This is a genomic window from Pseudomonas sp. BNK-30, from assembly GCF_047456185.1.
Lineage (GTDB): Bacteria > Pseudomonadota > Gammaproteobacteria > Pseudomonadales > Pseudomonadaceae > Aquipseudomonas > Aquipseudomonas putida_E.
Window position 1 is genome coordinate 3060841 of record NZ_CP179904.1, and the last position, 21468, is coordinate 3082308.

Sequence of the window (21468 nt, forward strand, 5' to 3'; positions counted from 1 at the left end):
ATGTCCCGCCCCCGCGTTCGCCTGGGCGACCTCTCGGTAGGTTTCGTCCAGCCACTTGCTGAGGCCATCCAGGGCCTCGGTCACGATCCTCAGCCGCTGCTGCGCCGTTACGGGCTGGATGAAACACGCTTGGCCGAAGCCGGCGCACGGCTGTCTATCCCCCGTTACATGCACCTGGGGCATGCTGCGATCGCGCTGTGCGGGGAGCCTGCCCTGGGCCTGCACATGGGACGCCTGAGCCGGCTGGCCCAGGCCGGCCTGGCGGGCGTCACAGCCGCGCAGGCGCCTACGTTGGGCGAAGCCGCCCGTACACTGCTGCGTTTCGAGCCGCTGTATGCCGCCAACTACCGCGGGCATTCGAGTTTTCAGGAAGACGCCCAAGGGGCATGGCTGCGCTTTTATTCAATCAGCCCCTACAACGCCTACAACCGTTTCGTGGTTGACTCGCTGCTGACTGGCTGGCTCGCCCAGCTTGCAGCCCTGACCGACACGCCCATACAGGCCGAGCGCCTGGAGATCGAATTCGAAGCACCCGGCTACGCCGCCCAGTACCAGCCGTTGTGCAGCACCGCCGTGCAGTTTGGCGCCAGTGGCAACCGACTGCGCCTGGGCCGGGCCACGCTGGAGCTGGCCAACCCCCAGCATTGTCCGAGCACCTGGCAGCACCTGCTGCAACTGTGTGAAACGCACATGCTGCAGCGCACCCGCGTACGCAGCCTGGGCGAGCGCATCACCCACCTGCTCGGCCCCCTGCTCAACGGTGGCCGTGAGCCCGGCCTGGAAGAAGTGGCACTGCGCCTGCAACTACCCGCCTGGACCTTGCGGCGCAAACTGGCAGAGGAAGGCACGCGCTTTCGCGACTTGCTCAACGATAGCCGACGCGACCTTGCCGAGGCCTATATCCGCGATACGGAATTGAGCTTCGGCGAGATTGCCTACCTGTTGGGTTTTGCATCGGCTGAGGCCTTCCAGCGCGCATTCAAGCGCTGGACGGGCCTCACACCGGGGGGGTTCCGCCGCAGTCAGCGGCAGGTCGGTCAAAGCTCGGTGGCGTCGTCGGCCGGTTCCGGGGTGTCCAGCTCGTAGGCTTGGTACTCGAGCAGCTCTTCCTGATATTCATCCATTACCCTGCGCCCTCTTCACTCTTTTATCTTCGTTGGTCATGCCTTCCAACCTAAGCAGGCTGGATGAAGAAATGATGACAAGCCTATGAGTGGTAAACGTAGCAGGTGTTCAGAAAGTTATCGTCTGGTGATCTGTAACAGCGAATGATTGGCCGTGTCGACGCCTGTTCAGGGAAGATCATTCAGAGTGAGGGTGCTTCAGCCGCGGCAGGCTGTGCATCCTGCTGCACCTGAATCGGCGCAGGCGCCGCCGGCGGTGCGACCGGTTGCGAACCCTGGCTGTCATCAACCACCGGCGCTGCTGGGGCCTCGCTCGCCGGGGCCACCGCCTCAGCTGCAGGTGCTGGTTCTGCTGGCGCCGGTGTTGCTGGCGCAGGCGCAGGAGCAGGTGCTGCCTCTGCCAAAGGAGCGCTCACAGGTGCTGGCGAAACTTGCTCAGGCAACCCCAAGGCAGGCGCTGTGTTCTCGGCCTTGGGCACAGGCGCTTCAACCTTGGCCTTGCTGACCTTCTTCGGCTTGGGCTTGGGCAAGTAGCTTTCCACCAGAGCAAAGTAACGCTCGTAGAACTGCGGCGCGGTCACGGTCTCGCTGGCGACCTTGACCATCGAATCGTCACTGGAGCCGATCGGCATCGAAACAGAACCCAGCACACCCACGCCGAGGCTGGCGGACGTATTGGACTTCTTGAGGGCGTAGCGGTCCTGCAACGCGTTGGCGAACATGGTCGAACGCTGTTCGTCACTGCTGTCGGGCGCGCAGGTCACGCTGAAGCTGATCTGCAGGTGGTTCTCGCTGTTCTGCTGGAAGCTTTTGTTACCGGCAATCTGGTTGGCGCCGCTGCTGGTGATGATGTAACCCTGGCTCAGCAGCGCACGCCGGGCAGCCTCGCACGAGCCGGCTTCACTGACCGGGAAACTGCGCGAGAAGGTGCCCGAGTCATCGAAGTTCTCATGCTCATAGATAGCGGTTTTTTTCGAGGAGCAACCGGTCACGCCCGCCAGCACCAGGGCCAGCCCGAGCGCACCAAAGACGGATGATCTGGTCATTGCGAATTCCGGGTAAGTCGAGAGGTGCCTATTGTGCATCACAGCACCCTTGCACTGAAACCGTTCGACGGTGAAGAGTCTGTCAGCATCGTGTAAATGTTGACTTTGCAGGCGCGTAAACGAAAAAAGCGACCCTAAGGTCGCTTTCTCGTTTTGCTTCGAAGCGTTCAAGGGCTTCGAGGCGAAGATGGCGCAGCGGACGGGACTCGAACCCGCGACCCCCGGCGTGACAGGCCGGTATTCTAACCGACTGAACTACCGCTGCGTATCGCTCGGGCTTTCGCCCGGTTGAAACTGTGATCTACCCTTGCGGCGAACAAAGCCTCAGGGCAGACACAAAAAAAGCGACACGAAGATCGCTCTTTTTGCTGCTTCGAAGCGTTCAAGGGGCTTCGAAACGAAGATGGCGCAGCGGACGGGACTCGAACCCGCGACCCCCGGCGTGACAGGCCGGTATTCTAACCGACTGAACTACCGCTGCGTATCGTTCAGGCTTGCGCCTGATTGAAACTGGGATCAGCCTGAGGCAATGTTGCCTTTTGGCTTCAGACCGGTGCAAAGCACCCATCTGTTACTGAAGAATGGCGCAGCGGACGGGACTCGAACCCGCGACCCCCGGCGTGACAGGCCGGTATTCTAACCGACTGAACTACCGCTGCGCATAGTGGCTTATCAGGCCTTGTTCCTCTCTGGCCATCTGCCTCTTTCGAAGCATCGTGCACCAGGAACGCTCAGGAAGTGGTGGGTGATGACGGGATCGAACCGCCGACCCTCTGCTTGTAAGGCAGATGCTCTCCCGGCTGAGCTAATCACCCTCGCGATGTTGCTTGTTGCGTTTGCTTCGCTGAGGCCGCGAAATTTACGCAGGTGCCGATGCTAAGTCAATAGCCCCGTTGATTTTTTTTTGAAAAGGGTGGGAGAGCAGTTGCAAGCTTCAAGCTGCAAGCCGCAAGAAAAAGCCAGGTGGTGCTGGCCCGATTTCCAAGCCCGGCAAATGACGAAGGGACCTCACGGCCCCCTCTTGCAGCTTGCAGCTTGCAGCTCAGCTATAGATCATCTTGCGCGTCATGCCGCCATCGACCACGAACTCCTGGCCAGTGACGAAAGCTGCCTGGCGCGACAACAGCCAAGCAACCATGGCCGCCACGTCTTCCACCGTCCCTACCCTGCCCGTCGGATGCTGGGCATGGTCGGCATCGCTCAACGGCTCGGCACGGCGTTGCGCAGGGTCGCGCGTATCGATCCAGCCCGGGCTCACGGCATTGACGCGGATCTCCGGGCCCAGGCTCATGGCCAGGGCATGGGTCAACGCCACCAGGCCGCCCTTGCTTGCTGCATAGGCCTCGGTATCCGGCTCGGACTGCCGGGCACGGGTCGAGGCCAGATTGACGATCGCACCATTGTGCGCTCGCAAGTAAGGCGCACAGTGCTTGGCCAACAGCATCGGGCCGCTGAGGTTGACCGCCAGCACACGGTTCCATTGCGCCAGGCTCAGGCTCTCCAGGGTCTGGTTGTGCGGGTTGGCGATGGCCGCGTTGCACACCAGCGCGTCCAGCCGCCCGAACTGCCCCAACACCTCGGAAACCCCGGCACTGACCTGGGCTTCGTCGGCTACGTCCATGGTGATGAACCAGGCGTTTTCACCCAGGGCCTTGGCAACCTTGGCGCCGCGAGGGCGGTCCAGGTCGCTCAGCACCACCTGCCAACCCTCGCAGATCAACCAGGCAGCAATGCCCAGGCCGATGCCGCGTGCGGCACCGGTTACCAGGGCTACCCGGCCGTTATGGCCCGGCCCGCCGCCCTTCCAGTCGATCACAGCGCTGCCAGCCCACGCGCAAGGTCGGCTTGCAGGTCAGCCACGTCTTCCAGGCCGACGGCAACGCGGATCAGGCTGTCGCGAATACCCGCAGCCTCACGCTCCTGCGGCGTCAGGCGGCCGTGGGAGGTGGTGGCCGGGTGCGCGATAGTGGTCTTGCTGTCACCCAGGTTGGTGGTGATCGAGATCACCCGCGTGGCATCGATGAAGCGCCAGGCGCCTTCCTTGCCACCCTTTACCTCGAAACTCACCACCGCACCAAAGCCGCTCATCTGGCGCTTGGCCAGTTCGTGCTGCGGATGGCTTGGCAAGCCGGCGTAATGCACCTTCTCGATACCCTCCTGCTGCTCCAGCCACTCGGCCAGTTGCTGAGCGCTCTGGCAGTGCGCACGCATGCGCAGCTTGAGGGTTTCCAGGCCTTTGGTGAAGATCCAGGCGTTGAACGGGCTGAGGGTCGGGCCGGCGGTGCGCAAAAAGCCCACCACTTCTTTCATCTGCTCGCTGCGCCCGGCCACAACGCCGCCCATGCAACGGCCCTGGCCGTCGATGAACTTGGTAGCGGAATGGAACACGATGTCAGCGCCAAGCTTGAGCGGCTGCTGCAGCGCCGGGGTGCTGAAGCAGTTGTCCACCACCAGCATGGCACCACGGGCATGGGCAATCTCGGCCAGCGCGGCAATGTCCACCAGTTCGGCCAACGGGTTGGAAGGCGACTCGAGGATCAGCAGCTTGGTATTGGCCTTGATGGCCTTGTCCCAACCCGCCAGATCGACCAGCGGCACGTAATCCACTTGTACGCCGAAACGCTTGAAGTACTTCTCGAACAGGCTGATCGTCGAGCCGAACACGCTCTGCGACACCAGCACATGGTCGCCGGCGCTGCACAACGACATCACCACGGCGAGGATCGCCGCCATGCCGGTAGAGGTGGCCACGGCCTGCTCGGCACCTTCCATTGCCGCCAGGCGCTCCTCGAAGGCACGCACGGTCGGGTTGGTGTAGCGCGAGTAGACGTTGCCCGGGGTTTCACCGGCAAAGCGCGCGGCCGCATCGGCGGCCGTGCGGAAGACATAGCTGGAGGTCAGGAACAGCGCTTCGCTGTGCTCCGCCTCCGGTGTACGGTTCTGACCGGCACGCACCGCCAGGGTGTCGAAGCCGACACCCTCGAGGTCACTGTCCAGTCGCCCGGCATCCCATTGATCCGTCATGCCGTCGCTCTCCAAATCAGTTGTTGTAGAGGTCGATGATCGCGCTGACCGCCTGGTTCTTCACCTTGGCCAGGTCATTGCGAGCCTGCTCGATGCGGTCGAGGTAGGCCTCGTCGATGTCGCCGGTGACGTACTCACCGTTGAACACCGCGCAATCGAAGTGCTCGATCTTGATCTTGCCGCCACCGACCGATTCGATCAGGTCCGGCAGGTCCTGGTAGACCAGCCAGTCGGCGCCGATCAACTCGGCCACCTGATCGGTGGTGCGGTTGTGGGCGATCAGTTCGTGAGCGCTCGGCATGTCGATGCCGTAGACGTTGGGGTAACGCACTGCAGGGGCCGCGGAACAGAAGTAGACGTTTTTCGCGCCGGCTTCGCGGGCCATCTGGATGATCTGCTTGCAGGTGGTGCCGCGTACGATCGAGTCGTCGACCAGCATCACGTTCTTGCCGCGGAATTCCAGCTCGATGGCGTTGAGCTTCTGGCGCACCGATTTCTTGCGTGCAGCCTGGCCGGGCATGATGAAGGTACGGCCAATGTAGCGGTTTTTCACGAAGCCTTCGCGGAACTTGACGCCCAGGTGGTTGGCCAGCTCCAGGGCGGCGGTGCGGCTGGTGTCAGGGATCGGGATGACCACATCGATGTCGTGGTCCGGGCGCTCGCGCTGGATCTTCTCGGCCAGCTTCTCGCCCATGCGCAAGCGCGCCTTGTATACCGAAACGCCATCCATGATCGAGTCCGGACGGGCCAGGTAGACGTGCTCGAAGATGCACGGTTGCAGTTTCGGGCTTTGAGCGCACTGCTTGGTGTACAGCTGGCCTTCTTCGGTGATGTACACCGCTTCGCCGGGCGCCAGGTCGCGGATCAGGGTGAAGCCGAGCACGTCCAGGGCAACGCTTTCCGAGGCGATCATGTATTCAACGCCTTCGTCGGTATGACGCTGGCCGAACACCACCGGGCGAATGCCGTTGGGGTCACGGAAGCCGACAATGCCATAGCCGGTGACCATCGCCACCACGGCGTAACCGCCGACGCAGCGGCTGTGCACGTGGGAAACGGCGGCGAACACGTCTTCTTCGGTGGGCTGCAGCTTGCCACGCACCGCCAGCTCATGGGCGAACACGTTCAGCAGCACTTCCGAGTCGGAGTTGGTGTTGACGTGGCGCAGGTCGGACTCGTAGATCTCCTTGGCCAACTGCTCGACGTTGGTCAGGTTGCCGTTGTGCGCCAGGGTGATGCCGTACGGCGAGTTGACATAGAACGGCTGGGCTTCGGCCGAGGTCGAACTGCCCGCAGTCGGGTAACGGACGTGGCCGATACCCATATGGCCTACCAGGCGCTGCATGTGGCGCTGCTGGAAGACATCGCGCACCAGGCCATTATCCTTGCGCAGGAACAACCGGCCGTCGTGGCTGGTCACGATACCTGCAGCGTCCTGGCCGCGGTGCTGGAGGACCGTAAGCGCGTCATACAGCGCCTGATTGACGTTCGACTTACCGACGATACCGACGATGCCACACATGCGACGCAACCCCTACTTTGATGAAACTTGAGTGAATAGCGCTCAAGGCTTTGCAGGCCCGAGCAACTGTTCCTTGAACGGGAGATCAGCCGGAGTGCTGATCACCCCACTGGACATCCACTGGCTGGTGAAACCCAGGATCAGGTTCTTCGACCAGTCAGCGACCAATAGAAACTGTGGTATCAGGCGAGATTCCTGCCACCAGGTATCCTGCTGCACCGGCCCCAGGCTGAGCAGGCCGATGGCGACCACCACCAGCAAGGCTCCGCGCGCCGCGCCGAAGGCCATGCCGAGAAAACGATCGGTACCGGACAGCCCGGTCACGCGGATCAGCTCACCGACCAGGAAATTGACCATCGCGCCCACCAGCAGGGTGGCGACGAAAAGAATGGCGCAGCCAGCGATGATGCGCATCGATGGGGTCTGGATGTAGCTTTCAAGATACACCGAGAGCGACCCACCGAACATCCAGGCGACTGCACCGGCAATGATCCAGATGAGCAGGGACAAGGCTTCCTTGACGAAGCCGCGCTTGAGACTGATCAGTGTGGAAACGGCGATGATCGCGATGATCGCCCAATCAACCCAGGTAAATGCCACGGTGCTGCCTGCAGACGTTTGAGGCGGCGCATTTTACCAGAGCAAAGGGCCGGGAGTAAGCGGAATGTCAGGCCGATTGGCCAGCCCGCAGATGGGCTGCAGGGCAGCCCCCTGAAATCAACCGCGTTCTGGCTGGAAACGGATCACAAAGCCCTTCAGCTTCTGCTGCCGATTGATTGCATCACGCAGGCGCTCAGCCTCGGCACGCTCGATCAGCGGACCCACATACACCCGATTCATGCCACCGGCCGAACGAATGTAGGCATTGTAACCCTGGCTGCGCAGGGTTTTCTGCAGGTTCTCGGCTCCGGCGCGATTGGACAGGCTGGCCAGCTGGATCGACCAGCTCACCGGCAAGCCGTTGACGTCGATTTTCGACGGTGCGGTAGCGCTTGCTGCTGGCGCAGGCGTAGCGGCCGGCTGCACCTGGGCCTTGGATGCCGGAGCAGGCGCCTGCGGCTTGGGCTGAACTTGAGCCTGGGTTTGCGGCGAAGGCGTGATCGGCTGGCTCGGCGTGGCCACCGGGGCCGAGGACTCATTGACCACCACAGGTGCCTGCTGCGGCTCTTGCGGCAGCGGTTGCGGCTCGGGCACTGCAACCGGCTCTACCTTGACTTCAGGCAAGCTCGGCATCGCTGGAGCCTGCGGGGCCTCGACGCGCACCTGGCGCATTTCGTCCTCGCGGGTGAACAGCATCGGCAAGAAAATCACCGCCAGCGCCACCAGCACCAACGCACCCACCATGCGCTGTTTCATCCCTTTATCCAGCACTGCCATCTACTCACCCCTCCAGGGCCTGCTGCCCCAGCCATTCCAGGGCCTCGGCAACACAGAAAAACGAACCGAACAGCAGGATCTGGTCATCCGCCGTCGCCTGAGCGCATTGCCCATCAAGAGCGGCGCCGACGCTGGAATAAGACTTCACCGACGCGCCGAGGTTCGTCAAGGCGCCGACGAGTTCGGCGGCCGGACGGCTGCGCGGTGACTGCAAAGGCGCCACCGCCCAGTCGTCGACCAGGCCCTGCAACGGCGCCAGGACGCCTGCCAGGTCCTTGTCCGCCAGCAGGCCGAAGACTGCCAGGCGCCGGCCCTTGAGCGGTCGCGCTGACAGGCGACGCGCCAGGTATTCTGCTGCATGGGGGTTATGCCCCACATCCAGCAACAGCTCCACGCGCTTGCCTTGCCAACTGAACGTGCGACGGTCCAGCCGCCCGGTGATACGGGTATCGAGCAGCGCCTGACGAATTTGCCCGGCATCCCAAGGCAGCCCCATCAGCAAATAAGCCTGCAGGGCCAGGGTGGCGTTCTCCATCGGCAGGTCGAGCAGCGGCAGGCCTGACAGCTCCACCACCGCGCCATCTGCTGCTGTCCCGCGCCAGTGCCAGGTACTATCGGCACTGGTCAGATCGAAGTCACGCCCCCGCAGGAACAACGGCGCCGCCAGTTCACGCGCCTTGTCCAACAATGGCCGAGGGGGATCCAGGTCACCGCACAATGCCGGCTTGCCCGGGCGGAAGATGCCAGCCTTCTCGAAGGCTACCAACTCGCGGGTATCGCCCAGGTAATCGACATGGTCGACGCCGATACTGGTCACCAGGGCCAGGTCGGCATCGACGACGTTCACGGTATCCAGACGACCACCCAGGCCTACTTCAAGCACCACGGCATCCAGCCCGGACTGGTAGAACAGCCAGAATGCCGCCAGGGTGCCCATCTCGAAATAGGTAAGGGAAATCTCGCCTCGCGCCGCCTCGACGGCCGCAAAGGCTTCGCACAGGCGCTCATCACTGGCCTCCTGGCCATCGATCAGCACCCGTTCGTTGTAACGCAACAGGTGTGGCGAGCTGTACACGCCAACCTTGAGCCCCTGGGCACGCAGCATCGACGCCACGAAGGCACAGGTCGAGCCTTTGCCGTTGGTGCCGGTGACGGTCACCACACGGGGCGCCAGCTTGCCCAGGGCCAATCGTGCAAGCACCTTTTGCGAACGCTCCAGCCCCATGTCGATGGCCGAGGGGTGCAACTGCTCGAGGTAGGCGAGCCATTCGCCCAGGGTTCTGTCTTTCATCAGGCGACCGCAGCGGCCTCGCGTGCCTGCTCGGGAGTTTCCTGGCCGGTCATCTGCGCCAGCAGACGCGCCAGGCGTGGACGCAGCTCGCCACGCGAGATGATCAGGTCGATGGCGCCGTGCTCCAGCAGGAACTCGCTACGCTGGAAGCCCTCAGGCAGCTTTTCGCGCACGGTCTGCTCGATCACGCGCGGGCCGGCAAAGCCGATCAGCGCCTTCGGCTCACCGACAATGACATCGCCGAGCATCGCCAGACTGGCGGAAACACCGCCGTAGACCGGATCGGTCAATACGGAGATGAACGGAATACCCTCTTCGCGCAGGCGGGCCAGCACGGCCGAGGTCTTGGCCATCTGCATCAGCGAGATCAGCGCTTCCTGCATGCGCGCACCACCGGAGGCCGAGAAGCAGATCATCGGGCAGCGGTTTTCCAGGGCATGGTTGGCGGCGCGGACAAAACGCTCACCGACGACGGCGCCCATGGAACCACCCATGAAGGAAAATTCGAAGGCACTGACCACGATCGGCATGCCCATCAGGGTACCGCTCATGGAGATCAGGGCGTCCTTCTCGCCGGTCTGCTTCTGGGCACCGACCAGGCGGTCCTTGTACTTTTTGCCATCGCGGAATTTCAGGCGGTCGACCGGCTCCAGCTCGGCACCCAGCTCGGCGCGGCCTTCAGCATCGAGGAAGATGTCGATGCGCTGGCGTGCGCCAATACGCATGTGGTGGTTGCACTTGGGGCAGACATCCAGGGTCTTTTCCAGCTCCGGACGATACAGCACGGCCTCACAGGCTGGGCACTTGTGCCACAGGCCTTCTGGCACCGAGCTCTTCTTCACCTCGGAACGCATGATCGAAGGGATCAGTTTGTCGACTAACCAGTTGCTCATGCTTTATTTCTCCAGTATTGGCGGGCGGGGACCAGTCTGGCCGGCCATGCCCTGCCCTTTGAGCTCAAATTCTTCTGTCAAACGATGACGAGCCGGCCACAGGGGCTGCCTGCGTACCGCACCGTCTTCAACGTATTCTTTGGCCAACCGGCATGCCGGCAGCCGCCCCGCAGGGCTGCGATAGCTATGGACGATGGCGCGCAGCCAGCCGTCACATCTGGCATCACGCCTGTTTCACCGCGCGCATGAACGCTTCGATCTTCGCCGCGTCCTTTATGCCCTTGGCCTGCTCCACACCACCACTGACATCCACCGCATACGGCCGTACCTGGGCGATGGCCTGGCCGACATTGCCGGCCGACAAGCCTCCGGCGAGAATGATCGGCTTGCTCAGCCGTGAAGGCACCAGCGACCAGTCGAACGCCTCGCCAGTACCACCGGGTACGCCGGCAACATAGGTGTCGAGCAGGATGCCACGCGCACCGGCATAGTGCCGGCAGGCAGCCTCCAGGTCGTCACCCGGGCGCACTCGCAGCGCCTTGATCCAGGGGCGGTGGTAGCCTTCGCAGTCAGCCGGGGTTTCGTCGCCGTGGAACTGTAGCAGGTCCAGCGGCACAGCCTCGAGGATCTCGTTGAGTTCGCAGCGCGAGGCGTTGACGAACAGGCCGACCGTAGTCACGAAGGGTGGCAACTCGGCCATGATCGCCCGCGCCTGGCGCACGTCGACGGCGCGCGGGCTTTTGGCATAGAAAACGAAGCCGATGGCATCGGCCCCCGCCTCGGCGGCGGCCAGCGCGTCTTCTATGCGGGTAATCCCGCAGATCTTGCTGCGAACATTGCTCATGGACTGCAAACCCTGAGAAAACACTGAAAGGCCCGATGGTAGCAAAAGCGTTTTCGCCCGTCAGTCGGCCAACGCCTCGTAGCCGGTCAGAAAGTGTGGGCCAATGTAACGCTGTGGCAGCTGGAATTCCTCCGGGTACTCTACCTGCACCAGGTACAGGCCGTACGGATGGGCCGTCACACCGCCTTCGCGCCGGTTGCGCCCTTCCAGCACTTCACGGGCCCAGCCCGCAGGGCGCTCACCTGCACCAATGGTCATCAGCACGCCGGCAATGTTGCGCACCATATGGTGCAGGAAAGCGGTGGCCCGCACATCCAGCACGATCATCTGCCCGTGACGGGTGACCCGCAGGTGATGGATATGCTTGATCGGCGACTTGGCCTGGCACTGGCTGGCGCGAAAGGCACTGAAGTCGTGGGTACCCAGCAGGAACTGCGCAGCATCGGCCATGCGTTCTACATCAAGCGGCCGGTGATTCCAGGTCACTTCCTCGGCCAAGTGTGCCGGGCGGATCGGGTCGTTGTAGATGACATAACGATAGCGCCGGGCGGTGGCCTTGAAGCGCGCATGGAAATCCGCAGGCATCGGCCGCGACCAGACCACACTGATGTCATGGGGCAGGTTGAAGTTGCTGCCCAGGGTCCAGGCGCGTTCGTCGCGATTGGCGCGGGTATCGAAATGCACGATCTGCCCACACCCATGCACACCGGCGTCGGTACGCCCGGCGCAGACCACCGTGATGGGCTCGTTGGCCACTTTCGACAGGGCTTGCTCCAGTGCCTGCTGGACACTGGGCACACCGCTGGCCTGGCGTTGCCAGCCGCGGTAGCGCGAACCCTTGTATTCCACGCCCAGGGCAATGCGGGTGAAGCCTTCGGCGGCCGATTCGGTGGCAGCGGTGTCGATGATGTCCAAGAGCGTGAAACCTGTGGGGCAATACGAAGTGCCGGGGATTATAACGACAACGGCAGCCTTGTTGGGCTGCCGTTGGTTTTACGCTGCAGGTGAGGCCTTCAGACCAGCCGGGACAGCATGTCTTCGGCTTCCTGACGCTGGGTGTCGTCGCCATCCTTGACCACTTCATCGAGGATGTCACGCGCACCCTGATGGTCGCCCATGTCGATATAGGCACGTGCCAGATCGAGCTTGGTGGCCACTTCGTCGCTGCCGGAGAAGAAATCGAAGTCCAGGTCGTCCAAAGGTTCCGGCTCCTGGGCAGCATCTGCAGCGGTGAAGTGCGGCGCCAGCGACGGCGACTCGAGATTCTGCGAGAGCTTGTCCAGTTCGGCGTTGACGTCGCTCAGCTCCGAAGCAAAGCTCTTGGCAGCCGGTGACTGGTCATCCAGCGACAGCGACAGGTCGAAGTCTTCCGGCAGCTCCAGCTCGGAAATCGGGTCGAACTCAGGGATGGAATCGAAAGCGGCCAGTTCGGCAGCAACGTCGACCGGCTCTTCCTCGACCGGTTCGGCAACGCTCGGCTCACCCATGTCCAGGTCGAAGTCCGCCAGATCATCGACGCTCTGCGGTTCGGCCTGAGCCTGCGCCAGCAAGGCTTCGAAGTCGGCATCGGCATCTGCTTCCTGCACGGCAGGATCAGCGGCGGCGAGCGGCTCGTCATTTACCTGCAGATCCGTCAACGCCGCTTCATCGAGCATCGGCGGTTCAAGGTCGTTCAGGGGCAGATCGTCACCCAGGTCAAGGTCGAAGGCACTGTCCAGACCATTGTCATCAAGGGCAGGCGCTTGAGCATCGGCCTCGGCCTCGGCTTGCGGTTCAGGCTCAGGCTCAGGCTCAGGCTCAGGCTCAGCAACAGCGTCAGGCTCAGGCTCGGCATCGACCTCTGCAGGCGGCTGCGGCTCATCCTGCAACAGATCCTGCACATACTGCTCATCCAGCTCGGCAGCCAGCGCCGCAGCCCCCAGCCCCGCTGCGGCGATGCCGAGCATGGCCGGGTAATGCTCCTTGAGCTGACTGACCTGCGCGATATTTTCTTCGCTGCCCGGCAGCTTGCGCTCCTGCTCCACGAATGCGCTGTGGTCACCCTGGCGCGCATAAACCTCCATCAGCTTCAACCGCAGGCCATCATGCTCCGGTTGCGCAGCGACGGCCGTCTCCAACAGGTCGGCCGCATGGTTCAGACGGCCGCTGGCCAGGCTCTGCTCGACCTCAGCCAACAGCTCGGCATTCGGGTCCTGTGCCGGTGATGGCGCGGCAACGGGGGCTGGGGCTACGGGTTTTTCCGCCGCAACGGCTGCAGCAGCCGAAGCCGCTACCACCGCCGGCGACAGGGTTACGCCAGGCGCCGACACTTCCAGCTCATCGAAGCTGCTCGAAGGCAGGTCGAGGTCGGGGTTACGCTCGCCCTCCTCGGCCAGTGCCCGCGCCATACGCAGGTGCTTTTCGGCCTCCTGCTGGGCTTTGCGTCGGCGCGCCAGCAGCAACAGCAGCAACAGCAGCACGAGGAATGCGGAACCTGCGATCAGGCCCAGCACCAACGGATTCCCCAGCATCTCATCCAGCGCGCCCGGCTGCTGGGCGGCTGGGGCATCCTCGCCAGCCGGGGCAGAGCCAGGCGCGGTGTCGACGGCAGCCGGCGCCGGTGCCACGACGGGCTCGGCGGGCGGTACCTGGGCGTTGCCTGCAGGCTGCGCCGGGGCCGATTCACCAGGCAAGGCGGCGGCCGATGCCGGCTCCCCGGCAGCACCCTGTGCCTCCAGGCGTGCCAGCTGGTCGTTCTTGAGCTGAATCAGGCGCTGCAGCTTGTCCAGCTGGCTTTGCAGGTCGCTCATCCGGCTCTTGAGTTCTTCATTGTCACGACGGCTGGTGTCCAGGCTCTCCTGGGCCACGGCCAGCTTGTCGTTGAGCGCCTTGGCATCGCCAGCGCCAGGCTGGTTGCCTGGGCTGACCAGGCGCAGGTTGTCGCCCTGGGCGATACGTTCCGGCGCCGCATCGGCAGCGCCGCGACGGGTGGCGTCCAACTGCCTGGCGCGGGGGCCGAGGCGCCGGCCCTCACGCCAGGCGGCGTACTGTTCGGCCACTTCGCGATTGGCCTCGGCCTGGGGGATGCTCTGGACCTGCTGACGATCGGGCAGGCGCAACACCTGGCCAACCTTCAACTGGTTGATATTGTTGCCGATAAAGGCATCCGGGTTCAGCGCCTGAATGGCGATCATGGTCTGCTGCACCGAGCCACCGCTTTGGGTATTGCGCGCAGCAATCTGCCAGAGGGTATCGCGGCGTTTGGTGGTGTAGCTGCCGGCGCTGCTGGTCGCCGGGGTGACATTGGCCGCGGCAGGCTGCTCGCCCTGGGCCTTGGCCTGGTCGAGCAGCACACTGTAGTCACGCAGCAGGCGGCCCTGGGGCCACATCACCTGGACCAGAAACTTGACCACCGAGCCCGGCAGCGGCTGACTGGAGGTTACCCGCAGCACGCTCTTGCCATTGGGGTTGATCACCGGGGTAAAGCTCAGGTCCTCAAGGTAGCCCGGATACTCCACCCCGGCCTTGCTGAACTCTTCCGGCGGCGCCAGGCTTGGTGCCACTTCGGCAGCGGTGAGGTCGCGCACATCGAGCAATTCGATCTCGGCGTCCAGCGGCTGGTTCTGCGCCGACTTGAGCGTCAGCTCACCCAACCCCAGGGCGTTCGCCATGCCAGATGACAGCGCCGACGCTGCCGCCATGGCCAGAACCAGTTTGCGAATTCGAAGCATGACCTCATCCCTTGTATGAATCGTCCCGAAACCGCATGCGGTGCGGGACAAAAGTGCTCGCCAGTATCTTTTACGCTATGTGTTTAATCAACAATTGCGCCACCTGCACGGCGTTGAGCGCAGCGCCCTTGCGCAGGTTGTCGGTGGTCAGCCACAGGTTGAGCTGCTGGTCTTCGTCAACACCATGGCGTACACGACCAACATAGACCACGTCTTGCCCTACTGCGTCCCCTACCGGGGTCGGATAATCATCCCGCTCGACCAGCTCGACACTGTCGGCACCCTCCAGCGCGGCATTGACCGCAACAAGATCCACCGGATTACGGCTCTGTACCGCCACACTGAAGCTATCGCCAAAAAACACCGGGACTTGAACGCAGGTCACGGAAATCTTCAGTTCCGGCTGCCCCAACAGCACCGGCAGCTCATCAACCAGGCGGCGTTCGAGCGCGGTGTGGCCCTGTTCGTCTGCCGCACCGACCTGGGCCAGCAGGTTGAACGCCACCTGGCGATCGAAGAAACGCGGCTCCAGCGGGCGGGCGTTGAGCAACTCGGCGGTCTGCCGGGCCAGTTCGTTGACAGCCTCCCGGCCCTGGGCAGACACCGCGAGCGCGGCCATGACCTGCACACGCTCGATCTCCAACAGCCCCTTCAGTGGCGCCAGCGCGACGGCCAAGGCCACGGCTGCAGCACTGGGGCTGGCGATGCACGCCGGCAACGCCAGGCCGGCGATGCGCTCGGCGTTGGCCTCAGGCACGACCGCCAGGGCGTCATCCAGGCCGCCAGACAGGTCAATGACCGTGCAGCCGGCCTCACGGGCCTTGCTGGCAAAGCTACGGCTGACGGCCGGGCTGGCGGCGAAGAAGGCCAGTTTGACCTGGGTGAAGTCGAAACTGTCGACTTCACGCACTTTGACCTTCTTGCCGGCGAACATCACGCTGCTGCCCGCCGACTCCATGCTGGCCAGCAGGTGCAGCGTGCCGACCGGGAAGTGCAATTCTTCGAGAATCTGTACCAAGGTTTCACCGACGCTACCGGTGGCGCCGACGACGGCGATGTCCAAGGGTTGGGTCATGGAGAGGATCCTTTTGCTGTAACGGCGGGGGGCGGCACTTTACTCGGATTGTACCGTTTTGTCTGTGCTGGCCCTGTGGGGCGCGCACCATAAAAAAACCCGCGCTGTCACCAGCGCGGGTTTTCTGTTCAACGCAGAACGATCAACGCTCGAGCAGAATCCGCAGCATGCGGCGCAGCGGCTCGGCAGCACCCCACAGCAGCTGATCGCCGACGGTGAACGCGCCCAGATACTGCGAGCCCATGTTCAGCTTGCGCAAACGGCCCACCGGAATGTTCAGGGTACCGGTGACGTTGGTCGGGGTCAGCTCCTGCATGCTGATCTCGCGCTGGTTCGGCACCAGCTTCACCCACGGGTTGTGCTGGCTGATCATGCCTTCGATATCGGCCAGCGGCACGTCCTTGTTCAGCTTGATGGTCAGTGCCTGGCTATGGCAGCGCATGGCGCCGATGCGCACGCAGATGCCATCGACCGGGATCGGGCTCTTGAAGCGGCCGAGGATCTTGTTGGTTTCGGCCTGGGCCTTCCACTCTTCACGGCTTTGGCCGTTCGGCAGCTCCTTGTCGATCCATGGGATCAGGCTGCCCGCCAGGGGCACGCCGAAGTTCTCGGCCGGGTAGGCCTCGCTGCGCATGGCCTCGGCCACCTTGCGGTCGATGTCGAGGATGGCGCTGGCCGGGTTGGCCAGGTCATCGGCAACTGCCGCATGGGTAGCACCCATCTGCTTGATCAGCTCACGCATGTTCTGCGCACCGGCACCGGACGCCGCCTGGTAGGTCATGGCGCTCATCCACTCGACCAGGCCCGCTTCGAACAGGCCGCCAAGGCCCATCAGCATCAGGCTGACGGTGCAGTTGCCGCCGATGTAGTTCTTGGTGCCGGCATCGAGCTGCTGGTCGATCACCTTGCGGTTGACCGGGTCGAGCACGATCACCGCATCGTCCTGCATGCGCAGCGACGAGGCAGCATCGATCCAGTACCCCTGCCAGCCGGCTTCACGCAGCTTGGGGAAGACCTCGTTGGTGTAGTCGCCGCCCTGACAGGTCAGGATCACGTCGAGGGTCTTGAGTTCTTCAATCGAATAAGCGTCCTTGAGCGGAGCAATATCCTTGCCCACGTTCGGGCCCTGGCCACCGACATTGGAGGTAGTGAAGAACACCGGCTCGATAAGGTCGAAATCCTGCTCCTCCAGCATCCGCTGCATGAGCACGGAACCGACCATGCCGCGCCAACCGATCAGACCTACACGTTTCATCGCAACTACACCTTTGCTAAAAGTGGGCCGCCACCGACCAAAAACGGTGGCGGGCCAGAGAGATTACAGATTCCGCAGCGCTGCGACTACTGCGTCGCCCATTTCCTGCGTACCTACCTTGCTGCAACCGGCCGACCAGATGTCACCGGTACGCAGGCCCTGGTCCAGGACCTGGCTTACCGCCTGCTCGATGGCCTCGGCTGCGGCCTGCTGGTTGAAGCTGTAACGCAGCATCATCGACACCGACAGAATGGTCGCCAGCGGGTTGGCAATGCCTTGGCCCGCGATGTCCGGCGCCGAGCCGTGGCAAGGCTCGTACATGCCCTTGTTGTTGGCATCGAGCGACGCCGAAGGCAGCATGCCGATCGAACCGGTCAGCATGGAAGCTTCATCCGACAGGATGTCACCGAACATGTTGTCGGTCACCATCACGTCGAACTGCTTGGGCGCGCGCACCAGTTGCATGGCGGCGTTGTCGACATACATGTGGCTCAGTTCTACGTCCGGGTAGTCCTTGGCCACGTCCTCGACCACTTCACGCCACAGTTGGCTGGAGGCCAGGACGTTGGCCTTGTCCACCGAGCACAGCTTCTTGCCACGCACCCGGGCCATGTCGAAGCCGACGCGGGCGATACGGCGCACTTCGCTCTCGCTGTACGGGAGGGTGTCGTAGGCCTGACGCTCGCCGCCTTCGAGTTCACGCTGGCCACGCGGGGCACCGAAGTAGATGCCGCCGGTCAGCTCACGGACGATGAGGATGTCCAGGCCCGAGACGATTTCCGGCTTGAGCGACGAGGCATCGGCCAGTTGCGGGTAGAGGATGGCCGGGCGCAGGTTAGCGAACAGGCCCAGCTGCGAGCGGATTTTCAGCAGGCCGCGCTCAGGGCGGATGTCCCGCTCGATCTTGTCCCACTTCGGCCCGCCCACAGCGCCCAACAGAACAGCATCGGCCTGGCGCGCACGTTCCAGGGTCTCGTCGGCCAGCGGCACGCCGTGCTTGTCGATGGCAGCACCGCCGATCACGTCGTGCTCGAGGCTCAAGCCGAGCTGGAACTTGTCGTTGGCCAGCTCCAGCACCTTGACCGCCTCGGCCATGATTTCCGGACCAATGCCATCACCTGGGAGAATCAGAATCTGCTTGCTCATGCTTTCCTCTATCCATTCAAGCGGTGCGGCCAGCCCGGCCGCACCGTAAAAAACTCAGCGCTCTGCCCACACCACGATCACGTCGGTGCTGAACGAGCCGTCTGCCTCAATCTGGTAATACTGCCGCACTTCCTCGCCCATGGCTTGCTGCAACTGGCGTATGGCCACGCGCAGCGGCTCGGGCGTGCGCATGCGCTCGACCCACGAGGCCCACTCCAGGCGCAGGCGCTGACGGGTGTGGCTGCGGGCATGCAGGCCAGCTTCGCTGACCTGGCGCTGCCACTGGGCGGCAGAATAATCGCGTACGTGGCTGGTGTCGCGCAGCACTTCAACCGTTTGCAAATAGGTATCGAGCAACGGGCTGCCCGGCGACATCACGTCAATGAAGGCTGCCACCCCGCCCGGCTTCAACACCCGACGCACTTCGCGCAACGCCACACCCAGGTCGCTCCAGTGGTGCGCCGAGTAGCGGCTGAAGACGTAATCGAACGAGGCATCGGCGAACGGCAGGCGTTCAGCGGCACCACGCTCGGTGGTGATATTGCCCAGGCCGCGCTCGGCGGCGGCGCTGGCAACCACGTCAAGCATCGACTGCGACAGGTCGTAGGCGACCACCTCTGCCACCAGAGGCGCTACGTGGAAGCTGACATGACCGGCACCACAGCCCAGGTCCAGCACGCGAGCCGCACCCTGCCCCGCCAGCTCGGCTTGCAGCAGGGCGAATTCACTGCCCTGGGCGTGCACGGCGCTGCTGAGGTAGGCACTGGCCTGTTCGCCGAACTGGCGTTGGACCACATCGGTGTGGGTGGTGCTGGTCATGGGCGCATTCCTTTTGATTTTGGGTTGTCTCTACGGCCGCTATCGCCGGCAAGCCGGCTCCCACACCGCCCCCACAGGCCCAGAAACCTGTGCAGTGGCTGTGGGAGCCGGCTCGCCGGCGATGAGGCCAGCAAACCCGATTACATCATTCAGGCATCACGGAACAGCCAAGGCTGTGCGGTGCGGTGTTTGCCTTCAAACGCCTTGATCGCCTCGCCGTCCTGCAAGGTCAGGCCGATATCGTCCAGGCCATTGAGCAGGCAGTGCTTGCGGAACGCGTCGATCTCAAAGTGCAGCACCTTGCCGTCCGGACGGGTCACCGCCTGTGCCTGCAGGTCGATGGTCAACTGGTAGCCAGGGTTGGCTTCGACCTGCTTGAACAGCTCGTCGACTTCCTCATCGCTCAGAATGATCGGCAACAAGCCGTTCTTGAAGCTGTTGTTGAAGAAGATGTCGGCGAAGCTCGGCGCGATCACGCTGCGGAAGCCGTATTCGTCCAGCGCCCAAGGGGCGTGCTCACGGCTCGAACCGCAGCCGAAGTTCTCGCGCGCCAGCAACACACTGGCACCCTGGTAGCGCTCGTGGTTGAGCACGAACTCTTTGTTCAGCGGGCGCTTGCTGTTGTCCTGGTAAGGCTGGCCGACGTCCAGGTAACGCCACTCGTCGAACAGGTTGGGGCCGAAGCCGGTACGCTTGATCGACTTGAGGAACTGCTTGGGAATGATCTGATCGGTGTCGACGTTGGCACGGTCCAACGGCGCGACGAGGCCGGTGTGCTGGGTAAAGGCTTTCATGCTGCGCTCCCTTGGATCAACTCGCGAACATCGATGAAGTGACCAGTCACCGCCGCAGCGGCAGCCATGGCCGGGCTGACCAGATGGGTACGGCCACCGGCGCCCTGACGGCCTTCGAAGTTGCGGTTGGACGTGGACGCGCAATGCTCGCCGCTTTCCAGGCGGTCCGGGTTCATCGCCAGGCACATCGAGCAGCCTGGCTCACGCCATTCGAAACCAGCCTCGAGGAAGATCTTGTCCAGGCCTTCACGCTCGGCCTGGGCCTTGACCAGGCCCGAACCCGGCACGACGATGGCCTGCTTGACGGTGGCAGCGACCTTGCGGCCTTTGGCGATTTCGGCTGCGGCGCGCAGGTCTTCGATCCGCGAGTTGGTGCAGGAGCCAATGAACACGCGGTCCAGTTGGATATCGGTGATCGCCTGGTTGGCGCTCAGGCCCATGTACTTGAGGGCGCGCTCGATCGAGCCACGCTTGACCAGATCGGCTTCGGCGGCAGGGTCCGGCACACGCTGGTCGACGGCCAGGACCATCTCGGGCGACGTGCCCCAGCTGACCTGCGGCTTGATTTGCGCTGCATCGAGCTCGACCACGGTGTCGAATACCGCATCGTCATCGGATACCAGGTCTTTCCACGCCTCGACCGCACGCTCCCACTGCTCGCCTTTGGGCGCATAAGGGCGGCCTTCGACGTAGGCAATGGTGGTGGCATCGGTCGCAACCAGGCCAACCCGTGCACCGGCCTCGATCGACATGTTGCAAATGGTCATGCGGCCTTCCATGGACAGGGCGCGGATGGCGCTGCCAGCAAATTCCATGGCGTGGCCGTTGCCACCGGCGGTACCGATCTTGCCGATCACGGCAAGCACGATGTCCTTGGCCGTCACGCCGGCAGGCAATGTGCCCTCGACGCGCACCAGCATGTTCTTCATCTTTTTGGCGACCAGGCACTGGGTGGCGAGCACATGCTCGACCTCGGAGGTGCCGATACCATGGGCCAAGGCCCCGAAGGCGCCGTGGGTGGAAGTGTGCGAGTCGCCACAGACCACGGTCATGCCGGGCAAGGTGGCGCCCTGCTCGGGGCTGATGACATGGACGATGCCCTGGCGCACGTCATTCATCTTGAATTCGACGATGCCGTATTCGTCACAGTTCTCATCGAGGGTCTGCACCTGCAGGCGCGACACCTGGTCGACGATGGCCTCGATCCCGCCCTTGCGTTCCGGGGTGGTCGGCACGTTGTGGTCCGGGGTGGCGATGTTGGCATCGATGCGCCACGGCTTGCGGTTGGCCAGGCGCAGGCCTTCAAAGGCCTGGGGCGAGGTCACTTCGTGAATGATATGGCGGTCGATGTAGATCAAGGACGAGCCGTCATCACGGCGCTTGACCTCATGGGCTTCCCAGAGTTTGTCGTAGAGCGTTTTGCCAGCCATCAGACTGTTCCTCATCAGCGTCTTTCTATGCCAAAGACCCCTTGGCTTGTACGGACGATGCTATGGCGATAGATTGAATAACTCAAATTCATAATTTTCATGCTTTGCATAACCATCA

Annotated in this window: 18 protein-coding genes and 4 tRNA genes; 1 reads left to right on the forward strand and 21 read right to left on the reverse strand. The window is 63.2% G+C overall.

What is annotated here, in order from left to right:
* Entirely contained in the window at positions 1–1086 is a 1086-nt protein-coding gene (locus ACMGGN_RS14225) for an AraC family transcriptional regulator (protein ID WP_414156048.1), read from the forward strand.
* A 220-nt stretch (positions 1087–1306) separates the two neighbouring features.
* Here the strand turns inward: ACMGGN_RS14225 and ACMGGN_RS14230 are convergent, their stop codons facing one another.
* The 21 genes from ACMGGN_RS14230 to leuC all read right to left on the reverse strand — a co-directional run bounded on the left by ACMGGN_RS14230 (position 1307) and on the right by leuC (position 21350).
* Positions 1307–2170 (reverse strand): DUF2242 domain-containing protein, encoded by an 864-nt coding sequence (locus ACMGGN_RS14230; RefSeq protein WP_346640348.1) that lies wholly within the window; start codon positions 2168–2170, stop codon positions 1307–1309.
* 188 nt (positions 2171–2358) lie between these two features.
* Positions 2359–2435 (reverse strand) — tRNA-Asp (locus ACMGGN_RS14235).
* Between the two features lie 139 nt (positions 2436–2574).
* Positions 2575–2651: transfer RNA gene (locus ACMGGN_RS14240), tRNA-Asp, on the reverse strand.
* Between the two features lie 101 nt (positions 2652–2752).
* Positions 2753–2829, reverse strand: a tRNA-Asp gene (locus ACMGGN_RS14245).
* An 80-nt stretch (positions 2830–2909) separates the two neighbouring features.
* Positions 2910–2985: transfer RNA gene (locus tag ACMGGN_RS14250), tRNA-Val, on the reverse strand.
* 227 nt (positions 2986–3212) lie between these two features.
* Positions 3213–3986 carry an SDR family oxidoreductase gene (locus ACMGGN_RS14255; RefSeq protein ID WP_046786527.1) on the reverse strand — a complete coding sequence of 258 codons (774 nt, stop codon included), beginning with the start codon at positions 3984–3986 and terminating at the stop codon, positions 3213–3215.
* Positions 3983–5194 (reverse strand): O-succinylhomoserine sulfhydrylase, encoded by a 1212-nt coding sequence (locus tag ACMGGN_RS14260; RefSeq protein ID WP_039603172.1) that lies wholly within the window; start codon positions 5192–5194, stop codon positions 3983–3985. The genes ACMGGN_RS14255 and ACMGGN_RS14260 overlap by 4 nt, the downstream gene beginning before the upstream one ends.
* Positions 5195–5210: 16 nt before the next feature.
* Positions 5211–6716, reverse strand: a complete 1506-nt coding sequence (gene purF, locus ACMGGN_RS14265; RefSeq protein WP_046786528.1) for an amidophosphoribosyltransferase — start codon at positions 6714–6716, stop codon at positions 5211–5213.
* A 42-nt stretch (positions 6717–6758) separates the two neighbouring features.
* A complete protein-coding gene (locus ACMGGN_RS14270) occupies positions 6759–7316 on the reverse strand; it encodes a CvpA family protein (RefSeq protein ID WP_012313468.1) in 558 nt (185 codons plus the stop codon).
* Between the two features lie 117 nt (positions 7317–7433).
* A complete protein-coding gene (locus tag ACMGGN_RS14275; protein ID WP_115275640.1) occupies positions 7434–8093 on the reverse strand; it encodes an SPOR domain-containing protein in 660 nt (219 codons plus the stop codon).
* 4 nt (positions 8094–8097) lie between these two features.
* Positions 8098–9384: a bifunctional tetrahydrofolate synthase/dihydrofolate synthase gene (gene folC / locus ACMGGN_RS14280; RefSeq protein ID WP_174141812.1), complete on the reverse strand. Its 1287-nt coding sequence runs from the start codon at positions 9382–9384 to the stop codon at positions 8098–8100.
* Positions 9384–10277, reverse strand: coding sequence for an acetyl-CoA carboxylase, carboxyltransferase subunit beta (gene accD, locus ACMGGN_RS14285; protein WP_012313465.1), 894 nt, complete (start codon positions 10275–10277; stop codon positions 9384–9386). The genes folC and accD overlap by 1 nt, the downstream gene beginning before the upstream one ends.
* Positions 10278–10500: 223 nt before the next feature.
* Entirely contained in the window at positions 10501–11121 is a 621-nt protein-coding gene (locus tag ACMGGN_RS14290; RefSeq protein WP_012313464.1) for a phosphoribosylanthranilate isomerase, read from the reverse strand.
* Positions 11122–11181: 60 nt separating this feature from the next.
* Positions 11182–12036, reverse strand: coding sequence for a tRNA pseudouridine(38-40) synthase TruA (gene truA, locus ACMGGN_RS14295; protein ID WP_046786531.1), 855 nt, complete (start codon positions 12034–12036; stop codon positions 11182–11184).
* Positions 12037–12134: 98 nt separating this feature from the next.
* The gene (locus ACMGGN_RS14300; RefSeq protein ID WP_414156049.1) at positions 12135–14831 is read right to left on the reverse strand and encodes a FimV/HubP family polar landmark protein; all 2697 of its coding nucleotides are present in this window, start codon (positions 14829–14831) and stop codon (positions 12135–12137) included.
* A 70-nt stretch (positions 14832–14901) separates the two neighbouring features.
* The gene (locus tag ACMGGN_RS14305) at positions 14902–15906 is read right to left on the reverse strand and encodes an aspartate-semialdehyde dehydrogenase (protein ID WP_115275635.1); all 1005 of its coding nucleotides are present in this window, start codon (positions 15904–15906) and stop codon (positions 14902–14904) included.
* 142 nt (positions 15907–16048) lie between these two features.
* The gene (asd, locus tag ACMGGN_RS14310; protein WP_046786534.1) at positions 16049–17161 is read right to left on the reverse strand and encodes an aspartate-semialdehyde dehydrogenase; all 1113 of its coding nucleotides are present in this window, start codon (positions 17159–17161) and stop codon (positions 16049–16051) included.
* 63 nt (positions 17162–17224) lie between these two features.
* The gene (gene leuB / locus ACMGGN_RS14315; RefSeq protein ID WP_237859599.1) at positions 17225–18307 is read right to left on the reverse strand and encodes a 3-isopropylmalate dehydrogenase; all 1083 of its coding nucleotides are present in this window, start codon (positions 18305–18307) and stop codon (positions 17225–17227) included.
* A 54-nt stretch (positions 18308–18361) separates the two neighbouring features.
* Complete coding sequence (locus tag ACMGGN_RS14320) at positions 18362–19126, reverse strand: methyltransferase domain-containing protein (RefSeq protein WP_414156050.1); 765 nt, start codon at positions 19124–19126, stop codon at positions 18362–18364.
* Positions 19127–19275: 149 nt separating this feature from the next.
* Entirely contained in the window at positions 19276–19920 is a 645-nt protein-coding gene (gene leuD / locus ACMGGN_RS14325) for a 3-isopropylmalate dehydratase small subunit (protein WP_046786537.1), read from the reverse strand.
* Positions 19917–21350, reverse strand: a complete 1434-nt coding sequence (gene leuC / locus ACMGGN_RS14330) for a 3-isopropylmalate dehydratase large subunit (protein ID WP_046786538.1) — start codon at positions 21348–21350, stop codon at positions 19917–19919. The genes leuD and leuC overlap by 4 nt, the downstream gene beginning before the upstream one ends.
* Positions 21351–21468 lie beyond the last annotated feature (118 nt).